This is a genomic window from Candidatus Thiodiazotropha sp. LNASS1 (genome assembly GCF_964212655.1).
Taxonomy (GTDB): domain Bacteria; phylum Pseudomonadota; class Gammaproteobacteria; order Chromatiales; family Chromatiaceae; genus Thiodiazotropha.
Genome location: NZ_OZ156465.1, coordinates 2536710 through 2554512, shown reverse-complemented (window position 1 = coordinate 2554512; position 17803 = coordinate 2536710). Strand labels below are relative to the sequence as shown.

Below are 17803 nucleotides of genomic sequence, written 5' to 3'. Positions count from 1 at the left end.
CGCCACAGGATGCGAAATGAACACAACAGATAAAGTATTGTTATGAAATGGCTCTTTTTCATTCTGCTGCTGGCGAATTTGGGGATGTTTATCCTGATCTACCCTCAGAAGGCAGAAAAAAATGTTGAGAATGGCTTGCCGGACGTGGGCGAACTCTTTCTCTATGAAGAGATTGCGGCGTTGAAAACTGAGCCAAGCGTTACCGATGATGTTGTACTTGCCGGTGTGAACGATTCGGATGCCGACCACCTACAACAGGACTCATCTGATGATCGAACTGAGACACCGGATGCTGATCTGTCTTTGGAGGAGCGGGCCCCTACCGAACCGATTGCAGAGCCTCTGCCTGAGGTTCCCATTGCAGAAGCTGAGACTCCCGCCGAACCCGAGTTTGACATGCCAGAGAGTGAAAGTACTGTGGCTGAGATACCGGCACCGGAAGTGATACCGGTATGTCGAACGATCGGTTACCTGGAAAGCCGTTCTGACGCTGAGATCGTCTCCGTAAGTCTGCGCGCGTTGGGTTTGAAACCGGAGTTGCAGTCGGAGACCAGTAATGAGCAGGCGGGTGTCTGGGTTTTAATCCCCCCGCAAGCCACCAGGCGGGAAGCGATCGAAATCTCAAATCGCCTGGAGGGGGACGGTGTGAGCGATTTGTGGCGATTTACCAGCGGTGAACTCGTACATGCTATATCACTCGGCCTGTTCCGTAACGAGGAGCGTGCGGAGGCGCGGAAAAATGAGATTATAGACCTCGGATATGAAGCGATTATCAAGCCACGCTATCGTCAAAAAACCAAATATTGGCTCTATTTTCAAGAGGGTACACCTACATCCGATAACAAAAAGGGCTGGAAAGATCTATTCGCCAAATTTCCTGATCTCGAAGCAAAGGAGACTGCATGCCGTTAAGTTTGCCACAAGACACAGAAACGCATAGAATTCGCACTCTCCAGCCGGCGTAGCTCAGTTGGTAGAGCAGCTGATTTGTAATCAGCTGGTCGGGGGTTCGAATCCTCTCGCCGGCTCCAATATTCTCAAATACTGACTGGTTTTTTAACTCTGGTTGTGCAAAATGTTGTCGTCCCGATGACTGACACCGGTGCATGCTGGACGCCCTTTATCTCCAACAATGCATGCTTGAATCAGCTGTAAACAGGGTGGCTAATGGCCAGGATTCACATGCAGGCTATAAGGTTCGTGTATCCGTGATCCTTGTCACAGGCCTCTTCATCGTTACTTAAGCTATTCCGTGCATACTCAGGATGGTCAGTCCTATATCAGGCCTTGTCGATAGGAATATGGTAATGGGCGATTTAATCATAATTACCGCCATTTTGGCTCTGGCGATCTTCTCGGCGGGGATTCGTTTGTTGCTGCGGCGAGACAAGACTCTGCTCGATTCCGGAGAGAGTTCTGCTGTTGAATCATCCACTTATATAAATGGCATTTGTGATGAGGCGATAGATAGACCACCGATTGAACCTGCATTGGATGTGATCGTTAACTTTAGCGAAAGTGGTAAGTGCTATCGTTGGATCCAATCACATGACTCCTTGCTGGAATTCGCTGAATCCAGGGGTGTTGAAGTTGAATCTCTATGCCGGGCGGGAGAGTGTGGTTCCTGTCGTACCAGGCTTGTCCAAGGTGAAGTCGAATATACTCAAGTGCCGGCCATCAATCCCGGGCGTGGTTACTGTCTGTTATGTATCTCAAAACCAAAAACGGATCTGATACTGGAAAAATAACATTATCAACACCTCTCATTCATCGTATATTCGCTGCTGTGGTAGGTACAGAAAAAATCCCACAAAAACTTCAAATTAAACCGACAGGTTAAACATAAGTAATACGTTATTCCGATATTTACCGTATCAAGCGGGGGTTAATTCACTCTATTTTGTGCCGCAGTCTCTTATGTCTTCTTTTTGTTCGCAATGCGTGTTAGGGAAAAAGTGTAGCTGCTTATACGGTCAATCAATATTTTCTCACAAAACTTGAATAGCAGAAAAAATACCATTGAAAGCATACCGGTTATCAATAGTTCCATCGTCTGTGTTAACGCACCCTCACGTAAAGCCAAGAGCCCATAGGTCAAAATAAAATTCCAGTTGGCGGCAAACAGGCGAAAAATATTGACGGTCATTGCACCGAATGTCAGACCGGATGCGATCAGGACTATGAAGGTAATAATCGGTCGCCTGTAAAAGCGTTCATATAAACTCATTGCGTGGCCCTCGAACTATTCACTTACCTACTCAAGATAGCAGATCCGCCTCAAGCGGCAGTGTCTACAGCTTGCCCAATAACTATAAGCGATTAAGCAATTACCATTCTGTATCCAATGACCATATGCCAGAACCATGGTAACAGCATGCGTATTGCTGTTTCCGGCTTATAGGCTGCGTGAAAACTATTGTTACTTTGCCGTGATACTTACGTGATATTTATTCACAAGAATTGAATCACGCCTATGGCAAGGCCTTGGTGTTAATAACAGATATGATTAAAAAACCGAAGGAGATACTCATGATTACTCGCAGAAAGTTTGCCTCGATTGCACTGGCATCAGGTGCCGCTTCACTGTTTTCCGTTGCCCCTGTGTCTACGGTACAGGCGGGAAGTGACGCGAATGTACACTGTTATGGTGTCAATAAATGCAAAGGACATAATGACTGTAAGACTGCCAATAATGCCTGTAAAGGGCAAGCTTCGTGCAAAGGTCAGGGCTTTGTGAATATGTCAAAGAAAGCCTGTGATGATATTGGTGGATCAACCGAAAAGCCAGAGGGATAGTTATAGCGCAGCCGGACTGGTGCGCTATCCGAGGATAGTGATGCCAGTTCCCAGGCTGCAATTTTACTGTTTGTCTGTTGGGGGGGTGTTGTGAGCGAATTTATAGGTGGTCAAAGGCCTTTTCTCGGTTATGGATTGGGTCTGCGCAGACAGCACTACGATGACGTGCTCGAGTCGAGGCCGGATGTCGACTGGTTTGAGATTATATCCGAGAATTACATGGTGGACGGGGGTAAGCCGCTTCATTACTTGAGTCGAATCCGTGAGCTTTATCCAATGGTTATGCATGGCGTGTCGATGTCTATCGGCAGTATAGAACCACTGGATTATACCTATCTGAAAAAACTCAAGGCGCTGATAGAAAGGGTGGAGCCTGAGTGGTTTTCCGATCACCTCTGCTGGACCGGTGTGAACAAACTGAATTTGCACGATCTGTTGCCCTTGCCCTATACAGAAGAGGCGCTTGATCATGTGGTAGAGCGTATCAACAGAGTGCAGGACTATCTGGGGCGGCAGATGCTGTTGGAAAATGTATCGAGTTACATTAGCTATAGTGAATCTCAATTGAGTGAATGGGAGTTTCTGCGCGAAGTTGCGGAGCGCGCCGACTGTCTTGTGTTGCTGGATATCAACAATATCTATGTCAGCGCCTATAACCATAATTTCGATCCCTCTGATTTTGTACAGGCGATGCCCAGTAAACGTATCTATCAGATTCATCTGGCAGGCCATACCCAAGAGGAAAACCTGATCATAGATACCCATGATCACCCTATCGCAGATCCGGTTTATGAGTTATACGCAGAGGCTATTCAGCGCTTTGGCCGTGTCAGTACGATGATCGAACGCGATGACAATATACCGCCACTTGCGGATTTGCTGCAGGAACTTGATCGTGTGCGGCGTATCGGTGAAACCAGCTTTGAAGATCAGGTAGCATAAGAGTGTCGACAATGAAACACCTGGGTGAATTACAGTCACGATTTCAGCGGTTTATACTGGAGCCTGGAAATGAAAACCAGATCTCATGGGTAAACGGAGGGGGTCGTACGTCTGCACAGTATCAGCTTTCCGTTTATGCGAATGCCTATGTCGCACGTTTGAAAGAGGTGATGACGAATGACTATCCCGCCGTCAGCATGGCAATCAGCGGTGATCATTTCGATCTCCTCACAGAAGGGTACATACAGCAACACCCTTCACGCTTTTTCAGTCTTCGCGATTTCGGCTGCCGATTTCCTGACTATCTAAACGAGCAGGTTGAAACGAATCATGACATCCATGATTTAGCCTGGCTACCAGAACTGGCAAAGTTTGAATGGACATTAGGACAGGCATTCGATGCCGCGGATTGTGAACTCGTTACGGAGCAGGAAATGGCATCCATAGCAGCTGATGCATGGCCGATGCTGAGGTTTGGGTTTTGCCCGAGCGTCCGCCGCATCGACCTTGAATGGAATGTGCCAACCATTTGGAAGGCGCTTACCGCGGATCCGCCACTCGAAGTTGAACCGATCTGTACACAGACACATAGTGACGCTTGGTTGATCTGGCGTCAGGATCTGGTCACACGATTCCGTTCCCTTGAGGAGGACGAACAGTTGGCCCTCGATTCTCTGCGCAACGGCTCTACCTTCGAAGATGCATGTGAAATACTGGCGAGTCGGATTGATCTGGATAGTGTATCGATGCGGGCGGCGGGTTTGCTAAAAGGCTGGATTCGACAAGGCTTGATAACCGAGATTATCTCCGCTTCCTGATTGATCCCGGTATTTTGACCGCCCTGTCTGTTATGGCTCTTTTTATCTCCTAAAAAAGACGGCAGCCACTTCCCTAAATTACGATACAATGATTGCAGGCGCGATCAGGCTGAAGCAGGTGATTTTGGTGGATAGAGGACATCCAGCGGCATGGACTTCCCATTTTCCATCACTATTCTCGCATGAAAGCGTTTCAGTTCCCGAGGCTCCCGTACGCCACATGAGTGTGCCAGGAGGCCGACCTCATAGTTCATGTTCTTTACATAGTTGGCCACGCGTACGGCTTTGTCGCTGGATACCAATCCACGCTGGAGTTTCGGATTATGCGTGGTGATACCTGTCGGGCAAGTGTTCTTATTGCACTGCAATGCCTGGATGCAGCCCAGGGCGAACATGAACCCTCTGGCGGAAGCGACGAAATCGGCGCCGACAGCTAATGCCCAGGCTACCCCTGCAGGGGTAATCAGCTTGCCGGAGCTGACAACCTTGACACGCTCTCTCAGGCCATATTCGCACAGCATGTCGATGACCATGGGCAGGCTCTCGCTGAGCGGCAATCCCACATAATCCATCAACGCCATGGGAGCTGCGCCTGTTCCGCCGTCTGCTCCGTCAACCGTGATAAAGTCGGGTGCGCATGCCGGGCCTCTTTTATTAATCGTTTCGAACAGCGTTTCCAGCCAGCCATAGGCCCCGACTACGGTCTTGAAACCGACAGGTTTTCCGCTAACGCGCCGGATCCGTTCGATCATGTTCAGCAGGTCATCCGCGCAATTGATGTCAGGGTGTCGATTGGGGCTGATTGCATCCCGGCCCTCTTCGATACCGCGAATTTGCGCAATCTCACGAGTGACTTTAGCGGCGGGCAGTATGCCGCCTTTCCCCGGCTTAGCACCTTGACTGAGTTTGATTTCAAACATGCGTACTGTGTCATGCGCGGCAATCTCCATCAGCCGTTCGTCAGAGAGGTTTCCTTCCCGGTCGCGCACACCGAATTTGGCAGTGCCTATTTGAAATACCAGGTCCGCACCGCCTTCGAGATGGTAGGGTGACAGACCCCCCTCGCCGGTATTCATCCAGCATCCCGCTTGCCGGGCGCCGGCTGATAGAGCGCGTATCGCGGGTACCGACAAGGCGCCGTAACTCATCCCGGAGATATTGATAAGGGAGTCGGTTGTATAGGGTGTCTTACAACCCGGGCCGATAACCACCTCCGTCGCCGGTACCGCATCCTCGCCCAGGGTCGGGTAGGGGCAGTTGACAAAGAGTACGGAGCCGGTTGGCCGCAGATCCCGGGTCGACCCAAATGCAATGGTGTTGCTTTCATTCTTTGCGGCCCGATAGGCCCAGGACCGTTCAGCCCGGTTGAAAGGCATCTCCTCCCTGTCCATGGCGAAAAAGTATTGGCGGAAAAATTCACCCAGATGTTCGAAGAAATAGCGAAATCGACCAATCACCGGGTAGTTGCGTCGGATGGTCTGCTGAGTTTGGGTGATATCGATGATGTAGAGAACGATCAATGTGAGTACCCCCATTCCGAGAAGGAAAACAAACATAACCGACAGTATCTCGAATATCGTGAATACCCAGCTTTCTGTGACTGCTGTCATCATTGTCGAACTCCACTTATTGTTCTTTCCACCTGTAATTTATCCAACGTGTGGCTGTTATGCACAAACAAAATTCCTGGTTTTCCAAAATTAACTGGCGACCGGGCAAGGTTCTGTCATCTCACCCAGGCGTCGTGTAAGGGCCATGTTCTCACTGTAGTCGACAGGCACTACGATCAGGCTCGGTCCCTGTTGCTTGAATGCTGTTTCCAAAGTATCCGCAAACTGGTTACTTTGCTCAACGCGATGACCGTGCCAGCCGAATGCGCCGGCTAATTGCATCCAATCGGGATTATCGAATGACAGGTCTGTATGCCGGCCAAATTCGCTTTCCTGCTTCCAGGCGATCAGACCGTAGGCATGATCCTCCCAGATCAACATGACCAGATTGCTGTGTAGTCGTTTCGCAGTCTCCATTTCCTGGACGTTCATCAAAAAACCGGCATCACCTGAAATGCCAAGGATACGTCGCTGTGGCGCCACCAGGCTGGCGGCGATAGCGCCGGGCAGGGCGAAACCCATGGAACAGAAGCCGTTGGGTATCAGGCAGGTGTTGGGTTGATGGCAGTGGTAGTGCCGTGCAATCCACATCTTATGTGCACCGACATCGGAGAGAAGGATATCCTCCGGCCCCATTACATGACGGATATCCCACAACATCTTTTGTGGACGTATCGTCCCCGAAGTGTCGTCGTTGGCGTGTTCGGCCAATTCGTTCTGCATCAATCGCCGGGTTTCTGCTTGCTGGGCCAGGTCGTACTTGGGAATGCCATGGGTCGTCAGGCGTTGATTCAGCATCCACAAGGTATGCGCGAGATCACCCACCAGTTCGACTTGAGGATGGTAATACTCATCGATCTCCGCGGGCAGGAAATCGGCATGAATGATGGGCTTGTTCTTGTGGGGGTTCCATAGTTTCGGGTGGTATTCGACCATATCGAAACCAAGGGTGATTACCAGATCGGCCTCATCGATAGCCAGGGTCGGATAATCCTTGCTGCCAAGTCCAATCGTGTAGAGACAGTAGTCTGCATCCATATCGACTGCGCCCTTGGCCATGAAGGTACTCAAGACACCGATACCCGTTTTCTCGCAAAAGAGGCGGAGCTGTTTGGCGGCACGGCGGCGAATTGCGCCATTGCCGGCTATGATGACAGGCCGCTTGGCATGGGTGATCAAGTCAAAGGATTGATCGAGAATCTTGTCGTCCACCACCGAACGGCGAAACCGTCGTGGATCCAGCGGTTCTGCCGAAACCTGATGTTTGGCAATATCCTCCGGGAGTTCGATGTGAACAGCGCCAGGCTTTTCGGTGCGTGCAATACGCACCGCTTTGCGTACAACTTCGGGGATGGTCACTGCATTGTATATACTGGTGGCCCATTTTGTGACGGGTTTGAACATATCCACCACATCCATGATCTGATGTGACTCTTTGTGCAGACGGGCGGTGGAACCCTGTCCGGTCAAAACCAACACAGGCGCCCGGTCCATATTGGCATCGGCGACACCGGTGATCAGGTTGGTGGCCCCCGGTCCGAGAGTACCAAGACAGACAGCGGGATTGCCGCTAAGACGGCCGTAGATTTCCGCCATGAATGCTGCGCCTTGCTCATGGCGTGTCAATATGAATTTTATCTTGTCGGACTGTTCCAGCGACATCATGAAGTCGGCATTCTCTTCACCCGGTACACCGAAGACATATTCGATACCCTCGTTTTCCAAACACTTCACCATTAGCCCTGAAGCCTTCATAACATGATCTCCACAGGTTGCCGGGGTTAAATCCACTTATGGGACAGATAGTGCATCTGTCTTCTATTGACCAACGTATAGGTACAACAGTAGTAGATTGAGGGTTTTAAGAAGGTCTTTTTGTAATAAGGTTATAACGAATAGATAAAGAGAGTATCACGATTGCGCTCGCCGTTCCTGGCGCAACACTTGATCTTGTTCTGTGAGAATTACGTAACTATATGATTTAAATAGGTGGTTATATGAGGTCAGGTGTAATAAACAAAGTTAAGCTTATGTTAACACTACCACTCGCTGAAAAATTGGGCGGCATTTTTTGAAGTACAATAGTGCCGAGGGTGAAAGTAATCTGTGCCTCGCCATTATCTATTTAACTATATGTACAGTCCTGAAATTAGGAGGAGAGAAATGAATAAAACGACCACTAGCGCAATTGTAGCCGGCGCCATAACATCAGCATTGGCACTGTCGCCAATGAGCGTGGCAAATGCCGCCGATACCGAGAAGTGCTACGGTGTCGCCAAAGCGGGAAAGAATGATTGTGCAGCAGGGCCGGGTACCAGTTGCGCGGGTACCTCAACGGTCGATGCTCAGGGAAATGCCTGGATGCTTGTGCTGAAAGGTACCTGTGAAAAGATCGTCGGCGGTACCCTGGAAGCGAAGTAAGCCTAACGCGAAAACCGATGAAAGATAAATCACTGCAATCGGTGGCAGCCCCGGTACCCGTCAGGGCCGGGGCCGGTTTGAAGCCAAAGCACTATCAGGCGATTATCGATCAGCAGCCGGATATAGGCTGGTTCGAGATTCACCCGGAGAACTATATGGGGCGTGGAGGTCCGCCGCTGCACTACCTGGAGCGTATCCGTGCCGACTATCCGATTTCCCTGCACAGTGTCGGAACATCACTCGGCAGTCATCTGCCGCTGGATACCGCACACCTGAAAAGTCTGAAGTCGTTGGTGGAGCGATTTGAGCCGGGACTGGTTTCGGAACATCTATCCTGGAGCCATGGTTATGAATGGTATACCCATGATTTGATCCCGTTGTTCTATACGGAAACCACATTGAAGTTGATTGTTGAACATATAGATCAGGTACAAGAGTTTCTTGGCAGGAAGATACTTATCGAAAATCCTTCGACATATCTACAATTCAAACAGAACGAAATACCGGAACAGGTGTTCTATGTCGAGGCCGCCAGGCGAAGCGGTGCCGGCCTGCTTCTGGATATCAACAACGTTTTCGTTTCCTGCAGCAACCATGGCTGGTCATTGGATGAGTATATGTCGGCGGTTCCACACGATATGGTGGAGGAGATACATCTTGCCGGACATTCAACCCAGGACCTGGAGGGTTCAACACTACGGGTGGATGATCATGGTTCGCCGGTCTGTAGTGAAGTGTGGCGGCTGTATGAAAACTATATCAACAGCAACGGCACGGTACCGACACTGATCGAATGGGACAGCAACATCCCTGAGTTTCCTGAACTCTTCAGAGAGGTTTGCTTTGCCGAAGAGATTATCAGGACAGCCAGTGAGCAGTACCATGAAGCCACTGTCTGAATTGCAACAGCTGTTTTGCGATGGCCTCCGTTCATCGGAGCCACCAGCTCAGGCGCTGCTCGAAGAGATTGTGGATGACGGTCTTCAAGTACAGCGATTCAACGTCTATCGTAATAACTTCATCGTTTTAAACGGTGATGCCCTTGCCGATATGTATCCGGTCATCAAGCGACTGTTGGGGGATGAAGCCTTTCGCATGCTGGCCACAGCCTATGTGCGCAAATATCCCCCCATGGATCGTGCACTGCTGTTGTATGGCGAGCGATTTGCCGAATTTCTTGCAGCGGTGCCTGAACTCTCCGGACTACCCTACCTGTCGGATGTGGCAAGATTGGAGTATGCATGGACCGCCGCCTATCATGCCGATGATGCCGCGCCATTGGAACAGCGGCAGATCGCCAAACTGCCTTCGGATGAACTGGATCACCTCCGGTTGAGGCCACATCCCTCAATGCGCTGCATTGGATCCGTTTATCCCATTTATCGTATCTGGTCGGCTAATCAGAGTAACCGGGTGGATGAAACCGTCTCGCTTGATGAGGGTGGGTCGCAAATCGTCGTGATACGCCCCAAGGCAGAGGTTGAGATCAGGGAGATGACCCCGGGTGCCCTGACTTTTCTCCAGAGGCTGGCATCCGCTGATACCATTGCCGAGGCCTATAGCCATGCAGCGGAAACGGAACCGGAATTCGACCTGAATGCCTTTTTTACCCGATATCTGTTCGACGGAACTTTCTGTGCACTGTGATTTTTAGGAATCCTCTGAATTGGTCAGCGGTTTCTTAGAATCTGAATGACCTGTTTCTGCGTAACAACAATACGATCAATAACAGATAACATTTAGGATGGTTGATTCCCATGAACGCACTCATCGATACAATGCAACGGCTTTTCGACTTTATCGGCAAATCCATCCCGGAGTGGGGGATCGCACTGCTGGCCAGAGGGGCCATTGCTTACACTTTCTGGTCGTCCGGAAGGAGTAAGGTGTCCGGTTTTCTGGATATTTCCGATTCCACCTTTCTGCTGTTCGAGCACGAATACGGAGTGCCGCTTATACCACCGAATATTGCTGCCTACATGGCGACTTATGCGGAACACTTTTTTCCCATTTTGCTGGTGCTTGGTCTCTTCACCCGCTTCGCGGCCCTCTCATTGTTAATCATGACTGCCGTGATCCAGCTGTTTGTCTACCCGGATGCCTGGAATGTGCATATGTGGTGGGCGCTGGCTATGCTCTATCTCATTCGCCACGGAGGCGGCCTTGTCTCTCTTGATCGCTTAATATGGAAGTGAATTGTCAACTATTGTTAACAATCCGATCTCCTGAAGCGTTCCATCACTCAATCCATTCACCATGTTCGAGTGGATGGATTGCTTCGGGGGAGACGCAGCGAATCAATTGAGTTAAGTCGCTGACACTCGACAGGCCGGGTGTAAGGTGGCGTACATTGTCGTTAAGTCGCAAAACAGTCTCTGTCCATTGTCGCCGAATCCGGTTGGTGCTGATGGCGATATCCCCCCGATTGTGTGATCAGCTAAATACGGTTTCTGCGGCTGGAATTTAATTCTCTTACTTTTCTGTTGGTTATATATGTGCTATTAGATCATCTGGTGGGATGGTTTTTATCAGAAGTCAGGCAATACGCTGATAATCAATGATTTGTGCAGTGCCCTCTTGTGATTTGCAAATCACGTATAATGAAAGAAAGCCCAAGAAATTAACATTACTTGTGCCAGGGCCAAGGCAGGCATACTGGAATAGAGAAGGCCAAGATCGACATGCATGTAAATGACAATATCGCAAGCCCCAGTCCAGCAACCTCACTGAGCGGGGTGAAGGGATACTCATTGATGTCATACATACTTCAAGTCCGGGCTCTCGTGGCGGCAATACTGCTTAGTGTGTTTGTGTCTCAGGCAAATAGTGCGGAGTGGATCTACACCGTTGTGGAGGGGGACAATCTCTGGGACTTCAGCGAAAAGTACTTGGACAACGTGCTGCGGTTTAAGAAGCTGCAGAAACTGAACAATATTAAAAACCCGAAACGCCTACAGCCCGGTTCTTGGCTGCGTGTTCCGATGAAATGGATAAAAAGCAATGCCGTGCCGGCGCGGCTTGCGGATTTTGAAGGCCAGGTACAGCTTATTCACGCCGACGGCTCTCAGGCTGCATCACTCAAATCCGGTACACAGATACATCTAGGCGATATCTTGCGGACAGGGCCCAAGAGCAACGCCGCCATCCTTTTTGCGGACAGCAGCGCCATGACCCTGCACAGTTATAGCGAGATGCGGTTTGACCATCTCAGTGCCCATGGCGATACCGGTATGGTCGATTCCAGGCTGCACCTGATCCAAGGGCGATTGCAGACAAGGGTACGGCCATCTGTGGGTCCCGGTTCCCGTTTTGAGATATATACGCCCTCGGCGATAAGCGCGGTGCGTGGTACCGTCTATCGCGCGGCCGTGACCGGAGACGGCACCACCTCAAATATCGAGGTTTTGGAAGGAAAGGTCGAGGTGAGCGGTGGCGATAAACAACAATTGATTTCTGCCGGGTTCGGTACCCGGGTTGAGAAAGGCAAGGCACCGATTCCACCCGTGGAGTTGCTGCCACCCCCCGATTTCAAGCAGATCCCGGAGGTGGTTCGTTTCATCGACTGGCGTTTGGAATGGGGTGCAATTGATAATGCTGTAAATTATCGTATCGAGGTCAGCAGGCATGAGAATCTGGATGTTCTTGCGCGTGATCAATTGTCGGATCAGACCAATTTCCCGCTACCCGAACTCCCGGATGGCAGATATTGGATCAGGGTCCGCGGTATCGATGTCAATGGGCTGGAAGGTGTCAGCCGTGTCGCTTCGGTATTAGTCGACGCGCAACCGCAGCCGCCGATCTCCATCAGTCCTCCGGATGGGGCGGTTCAGCGGGGCGGTGGCACGGAATTGCACTGGACGAAATCTGAAACAGCCGACAGGTATCTGCTGGAGATTGCCATGGATGAGGGCTTTGACAAGATAACGCATCGGGTAAACGATCTGAAAGACACCCGGTATCAAACTGATCAGATCACCAAACCGGGTACCTATTACTGGCGTGTCACCGCGATTCTTGGCAACGAGTCGGGGCCGCCTGGTGTGGTGCGTTCATGGCAACTCAAACCCACGCTCGACGCTGTCGACCCCTCGATCGAAGCGGCAGATGATAAGGTGACGGCTTCATGGCGGGAGGGTGCTGCAGGACAACGCTATCAGGTACAGGTTGCCCTCGATAGCGATTTCAGTACCCTTGAGCTTGATCAGATTACCGATCAGCCGGAGATCAGTTTTAATCAACCACAGGGTCAGGTTCTCTACTTAAGGGTACGTGCCATCGACATGGATGGCTACGAGGGGCCATGGGGCAGCGTGCAGCAAATCGAACCGCCACTGGATCAGGGGGTATGGACCGTCCCGGTGCTCTTCATTTTAGGCCTGTTCTTCATTTAGCGGGATGGTCCACCCGCTGGTAAATAAGCTCAACTGGCGGGGTGTGTTCCTGGTCATCTCGCTGATTGTGCTCGCCTATCTATTGACCGGGAATGCCGCTGTTCAGCGTTTTGACCTTCTCCTCTACGACAATTTCCTCAACCTGCAGGGAAACCAAATCAGTGACGAGGTTGTCGTCGTCGCCATCGATGATGCCAGTCTGCATAATCTGGGTCATTGGCCATGGTCACGTCGTGTGCATGGGCAATTGCTGGACCGTTTGACCGATATGGGCGCAAAAGCCGTTGCCTTCGATATCCTGTTTGCTGAATCCGATACTGTCGATCCGCAGGCAGACAGTCTGTTTGCTCAAGCCATCGATCGCAATGGTAGAACGGTGCTTGTGGTGGCGCCGAGCAAGTCGAGCGCCGAGCTGCCGATCTCGGAAGTATTGCCGTTGAGCATGTTGGCGGAGGCTGCAGCAGGGTTGGGCCACGTCGATTTCGAGATAGACAGAGATGGCCTGTGCCGCAGTTTCTATCTCTATGCCGGTATCAGCAACGCACATTGGCCGGCGCTCTCACTTGCGTTATTGCAGGTGACAGATGTAAACCCACTACCTGAGAACGCTCTACAACATGACCGTCAGGTGGAGCATGTAGGGTGGTTGCGCCGGGGACGCTTTCTGATTCCCTTCGATCCCAATCCCGAAGCAGTCAAGCTGCTCTCGGCACATGTTGTTTTGAATGATGATGAGGCGGCCTCCTCGATCAGGGGTAAGTATGTTCTTATAGGTTCGACTGCAACCGGGCTGGGGGATGTCATGTCGACACCGGTTTCGCTTGTTCATCAGCGAATGCCGGGTGTCGTACTGAATGCCCAAGTATTGAGTGGGCTGCTGCAGGGGACCCTGATCAGAGAGATAGACAGAAACCACTATCAGGTACTGACCATCCTGATTACGGCAATCGCCGCACTGCTCATGTTCAATGCAAGTTTTCCGGCGGCAATGATTATCTTCCTGGCGGCGGTGATTGGCGTGCCTGCTGTGGCCGGTATGGTTATGTCGATAGAGCAGTTGTGGTTTCCGCCGATGGCCGTGACAGCATCACTGGTTTTGGGATTCCCTCTCTGGGGAGTCTTTTCCCATCTGCATGCGAGACGTATCAATCGTTCCCTCAGCGACCGTGTGCACCATCAGGCACTGCACCATGCCGTCACTGACTTGCCAAACCAGTATGCCTTGGAGGGCAGGCTAAATCGACTGGGAAGAGAGGATGGGCGCAATAACAATATTGCCGCACTTATAATTATAAACATACAGTGGTCGGACTCGGCTGGTGGGCTTGTAGGACATTCGGTGACTGACCTGCTGCTGATAGCCATAGCGCAGCGACTACGCAATGCAATTCGTAGTGGCGATATGGTCGTCCATCTCAATGGTGATGATTTTGCTGTCCTGGTAGAAAACTTGAATGACGCCGACAGTGCACAACAGATCGCGAATAATCTACTCAATGTTTTACAGGAACCGGTTAAATTCGAACAGTCCCAGATCTTCCTGACTCCACGTATGGGGCTCAGTTTGTGGCCACAGGAGAGTCCGGATGGCAATGCATTGCTGCGTGATGCCAGTATGGCAATGTTCAGTGCCCGTGTCGGGCAGTTGACTAAAACTTGTATCTATTCGATACAGGTGGCAAAGGAGGTGGAGCAGCGCTCACAGCTGGAGCAGGCTTTGATTTCCGCAATAAAACGGGACGAATTCGAAGTCTATTATCAGCCCCAGGTAATTACAGGAAGTAGTCGTATGATCGGCGTCGAGGCATTGTTGCGTTGGCATAATCCAAAACTTGGTCTGGTTTATCCAAGTACCTTTATTCCACTGGCCGAGCACACCGGTCTAATAAGGGAGATCGGCAGTTGGGTATTGCTTTCAGCCTGTAAACAAATGCAGCAATGGAATGAGTGCGGTCTTGGGCCTTTGCGCTTAGCGGTCAATCTATCTCCCTTGCAGCTGGTTGATCAGAATTTGTTTACTGAAGTGTGCGAAACGCTTGAAAAGAGTTGTCTCGATCCCTCCCAACTTGAACTTGAGATTACTGAAAGCGCGGTGATGCAGAATCTTGAAGAGGCAAAGGCTGTAATGCGCGCCCTGAAGGGGTTGGGGGTGAAGCTGGCGATAGATGATTTTGGAACCGGCTATTCATCGTTGAGCAATCTGCAACATTTTCCCTTGGACAGGATAAAGATCGATCGCTCCTTTATCCGGGAAATAGAATCCAATGATGATGCCAGAGAAATCACTCTGACCATCATAAATATGGCAAAACGGCTGAATCTGGAGGTTATTGCTGAAGGTGTCGAGAGTGAATCGCAGGTGGCCCGCCTGGAGGATTATGGTTGCGATGAGCTGCAGGGCTACTACTTCAGTCACCCGCTGCCCGCAACGGAGCTGACGGCACTTCTACCTGAACGGGAATCCTTTACCTCTGTATTATTGAATGCCAAGCAGTAGACCGGCATTCGATAACGTCAACGCATCCGGGATTTATTGAATTAGTGTTAACAGGCGCTGGTTTGTGTTGGAGCATTACCGCTGCCGAGGCCAAAGTGGTCGGGTAATCGGTCGTGCATCAGAAGCTCAAAAGAGCGCTTTCTCCGTTACTGTCGCAGTGTTCGATGCTGAAGCGGCAACTGCTTAGGTCAGCCTTTAATGTGGCGCTTGCGTTTGCGTGCTTCCAGGTTAAGTGAAGGAGGTGGGATTCGGTGGGATGTATCTCCAGTTCACCCTTGAAGGCATTTGAGCAATTGCGCAGGCGAATGAGTTCAATCTGGTCTCTGACAATCTGTGTCTTCAGGCCGGTTTCAATAGCTTCCAGAGAGAGGTTGGTACGGTTGATCTCTTTATGGCCTGCTGTTCCACCATTGTCTGCCGCCAGATAATTATTTTTTCCGGCAAACAGATCGAGGTACCAGACCTGAGGAATGCCTGGCATGAACAGTTGAATCGCACGCGCAAGACGCAGCTTGTCTTCGTCCTCGCCAAGCGCACTGAAGAAGGTTGCGTTGACTTGGTAGTAGGCGATCTTCTTGCCATCCGGACCGTATAGGTTTTTCACCCTGCCACCGCGCTCGAGGATGCGATCGATGAGTGTCTGAATCTTCTCGTCATCCAACAGGCCGTCCCGCCTGACTCCTTTCTTTTCAATACCCTTAAGATCGAGCAAGGGTATACCGTCATGACATCCGAGCATATTAATGGTTTGAAGTCCCTTGTCTTGAATGTCGCCAATCCATTTGAGTAGATGGCTGTTAGTGGCATGTTCGAGGGCATCGATGACAAGTCCGGGTAAGAAGAAGTCGTAGATCGGATATCCCTTTCGCGCCACTTCTTCATGCAATCCTGCGCCATATTCTGAGTGGATCTCGGGAAAGATGGTTAAACCATAACGTTTTGCCATCTGCTTCAGTCTCTCCAGATAGTCCCAGGTCCCCGGTCGGTTGAAGAAATTGCTCTCCCCGGGTTCTTTGTGCAAGTACGCAAACGCGTCAAGCCTTATAATTTTCGCCCCGTAATCCTTGAGTTTTTTCAGCGTTTCCTCATAAAAATGCCAGACTTTCTTTGACTTTGCGTTAAGATCCATCTGCCCCAGGTAGGACCGGTTGCGTTCAACTACAGAGAGAATTTCACTCTTGTAATGGGCATAGCCGTCGAGGTTGAACTGATTTGCATCCGTCTCCACCCCAATGTTCTCATTTACGATTGCCGCTATGGATTTTGCGGCTTCATGCGTCACACCCTGAATGCCGGTGAAATCAGTGGCACTCACCGGTTTGTAATTGACTTGTTGATAGAAGGTGTTCCAATAGGGCCGTTGTGAGCCGTCTGGAAAACCGACCTTTAGAATCGGTAATCCCGGTTTGCGCATGAACAGCTTGTTTAAGAAATCCTCCTTTGGAATGACGTAACCCTCTTCTCCCATTTGGCCGTGAGAGTGCCAAAACTCGTTCCAATCGACAAAGAAGTGTTTGTACTCAGATTTGTCGCCACGTTTCAGCAGATCTTTGAACTGTGGTGATGCCACAGACAGGTGATTGAGGATAAGGTCGAATTTGAAGGTGATGTTGAGGTTGCTCAATTCCTTCAGATCCTGCTTGCAGGCGAGTTCATCATTGAGGTTATAGTCAATGATGGAGAAGCCGCGATCGAGATCGCTATTGAAAAAAGTGGGCAGGATGTAGAAAAGCGAGAATGCGTCCTTCAGTTCTGGCCGTTTCAATACGCCGACAATATCGGAGAGTTTTCCACCAATACTGTCCGGATAGGCATTCAGCATCACTCCGTCAGGGAGTGACTGTTGATTTTCATTGTGTTCGGCACTCATCACATACCTTGCTGTAACTCGTTGTATTATTGTTGTTTCTGGAGTGAAACGAACGCTGGTGAATTATATCGCCTCAAAACCATATTACAACCGACATCTCATTACAGAGTGTCACTCCTCTTGTCGGCAGATCGGGATTGAGATTAAGTGATTTGTTCAGGTTATGTGATCCATTCCGGAGAGAAGGATTGCTGCATCAGCAAGGATATTCGATCCAGCTGTCGTACAACCTGACAAGGCGATGTGCTGAGACTTTAAGCAAATTGCCCCAAGCCTGATTTTCTTGGAAAGCCATAGGATCGAAGTGATCCAGGCGTTTAGGTGCCTGTTGCGGCCGGGTAGAAAGAAACCCGATTTATACGTGGGTTTTTCTTATGTCCTGTGTTCGATACCAGAGTGTGTGGAGCAAGTACTCAGGAATTAGAAAAGGAGAGAAATTGGCGGTTCTGAAGTGTGAG

Annotated in this window: 16 protein-coding genes and 1 tRNA gene; 12 read left to right on the top strand and 5 right to left on the bottom strand. The window is 50.4% G+C overall.

Annotated elements, in window-relative coordinates:
- Positions 1–42: 42 nt before the first annotated feature.
- The 3 genes from AB8516_RS11220 (at position 43) to AB8516_RS11210 (ending at position 1748) form a co-directional block, all read left to right on the top strand.
- Complete coding sequence (locus AB8516_RS11220; protein WP_369160631.1) at positions 43–912, top strand: hypothetical protein; 870 nt, start codon at positions 43–45, stop codon at positions 910–912.
- A gap of 43 nt (positions 913–955) precedes the next feature.
- Positions 956–1031, top strand: a tRNA-Thr gene (locus AB8516_RS11215).
- 276 nt (positions 1032–1307) lie between these two features.
- On the top strand, positions 1308–1748 hold the full coding sequence (locus AB8516_RS11210) for a 2Fe-2S iron-sulfur cluster-binding protein (protein ID WP_369160629.1): 441 nt from the start codon (positions 1308–1310) through the stop codon (positions 1746–1748).
- Between the two features lie 167 nt (positions 1749–1915).
- Here the strand turns inward: AB8516_RS11210 and AB8516_RS11205 are convergent, their stop codons facing one another.
- Positions 1916–2227 carry a hypothetical protein gene (locus AB8516_RS11205; protein ID WP_108291906.1) on the bottom strand — a complete coding sequence of 104 codons (312 nt, stop codon included), beginning with the start codon at positions 2225–2227 and terminating at the stop codon, positions 1916–1918.
- A 302-nt stretch (positions 2228–2529) separates the two neighbouring features.
- Here AB8516_RS11205 and AB8516_RS11200 point away from each other — a divergent pair, with 302 nt between their 5' ends.
- The 3 genes from AB8516_RS11200 to AB8516_RS11190 all read left to right on the top strand — a co-directional run bounded on the left by AB8516_RS11200 (position 2530) and on the right by AB8516_RS11190 (position 4556).
- Positions 2530–2796 (top strand): hypothetical protein, encoded by a 267-nt coding sequence (locus AB8516_RS11200; RefSeq protein ID WP_108292016.1) that lies wholly within the window; start codon positions 2530–2532, stop codon positions 2794–2796.
- A 90-nt stretch (positions 2797–2886) separates the two neighbouring features.
- Positions 2887–3738 carry a DUF692 domain-containing protein gene (locus tag AB8516_RS11195; RefSeq protein ID WP_369160627.1) on the top strand — a complete coding sequence of 284 codons (852 nt, stop codon included), beginning with the start codon at positions 2887–2889 and terminating at the stop codon, positions 3736–3738.
- Between the two features lie 11 nt (positions 3739–3749).
- Positions 3750–4556 (top strand): DUF2063 domain-containing protein, encoded by an 807-nt coding sequence (locus tag AB8516_RS11190; RefSeq protein WP_369160625.1) that lies wholly within the window; start codon positions 3750–3752, stop codon positions 4554–4556.
- Between the two features lie 104 nt (positions 4557–4660).
- Here AB8516_RS11190 and AB8516_RS11185 read toward each other — a convergent pair whose 3' ends face one another.
- Positions 4661–6169, bottom strand: coding sequence for an FMN-binding glutamate synthase family protein (locus AB8516_RS11185; protein WP_369160623.1), 1509 nt, complete (start codon positions 6167–6169; stop codon positions 4661–4663).
- 87 nt (positions 6170–6256) lie between these two features.
- Positions 6257–7921, bottom strand: coding sequence for an acetolactate synthase large subunit (locus AB8516_RS11180; protein ID WP_369160621.1), 1665 nt, complete (start codon positions 7919–7921; stop codon positions 6257–6259).
- Between the two features lie 408 nt (positions 7922–8329).
- On the opposite strand from AB8516_RS11180, the gene AB8516_RS11175 reads away from it, so the two are divergent.
- The 4 genes from AB8516_RS11175 (at position 8330) to AB8516_RS11160 (ending at position 10782) form a co-directional block, all read left to right on the top strand.
- The gene (locus AB8516_RS11175; RefSeq protein ID WP_369160619.1) at positions 8330–8587 is read left to right on the top strand and encodes a DUF2282 domain-containing protein; all 258 of its coding nucleotides are present in this window, start codon (positions 8330–8332) and stop codon (positions 8585–8587) included.
- A gap of 17 nt (positions 8588–8604) precedes the next feature.
- On the top strand, positions 8605–9486 hold the full coding sequence (locus tag AB8516_RS11170) for a DUF692 family multinuclear iron-containing protein (RefSeq protein ID WP_369160617.1): 882 nt from the start codon (positions 8605–8607) through the stop codon (positions 9484–9486).
- On the top strand, positions 9470–10234 hold the full coding sequence (locus tag AB8516_RS11165) for a putative DNA-binding domain-containing protein (protein WP_369160615.1): 765 nt from the start codon (positions 9470–9472) through the stop codon (positions 10232–10234). Before AB8516_RS11170 ends, AB8516_RS11165 begins: the two co-directional genes overlap by 17 nt.
- 110 nt (positions 10235–10344) lie before the next feature.
- Complete coding sequence (locus AB8516_RS11160; RefSeq protein WP_369160614.1) at positions 10345–10782, top strand: DoxX family protein; 438 nt, start codon at positions 10345–10347, stop codon at positions 10780–10782.
- A gap of 43 nt (positions 10783–10825) precedes the next feature.
- On the opposite strand, the gene AB8516_RS11155 is transcribed toward AB8516_RS11160, so the two are convergent.
- Complete coding sequence (locus tag AB8516_RS11155; protein ID WP_369160612.1) at positions 10826–10954, bottom strand: hypothetical protein; 129 nt, start codon at positions 10952–10954, stop codon at positions 10826–10828.
- A gap of 386 nt (positions 10955–11340) precedes the next feature.
- Here AB8516_RS11155 and AB8516_RS11150 point away from each other — a divergent pair, with 386 nt between their 5' ends.
- The gene (locus AB8516_RS11150; protein ID WP_369160610.1) at positions 11341–12978 is read left to right on the top strand and encodes a FecR domain-containing protein; all 1638 of its coding nucleotides are present in this window, start codon (positions 11341–11343) and stop codon (positions 12976–12978) included.
- Positions 12979–12982: 4 nt separating this feature from the next.
- Positions 12983–15475 carry a putative bifunctional diguanylate cyclase/phosphodiesterase gene (locus tag AB8516_RS11145; protein ID WP_369160608.1) on the top strand — a complete coding sequence of 831 codons (2493 nt, stop codon included), beginning with the start codon at positions 12983–12985 and terminating at the stop codon, positions 15473–15475.
- 118 nt (positions 15476–15593) lie between these two features.
- On the opposite strand, the gene AB8516_RS11140 is transcribed toward AB8516_RS11145, so the two are convergent.
- On the bottom strand, positions 15594–17345 hold the full coding sequence (locus AB8516_RS11140; protein ID WP_369160606.1) for a glycosidase: 1752 nt from the start codon (positions 17343–17345) through the stop codon (positions 15594–15596).
- Between the last annotated feature and the right edge of the window lie 458 nt (positions 17346–17803).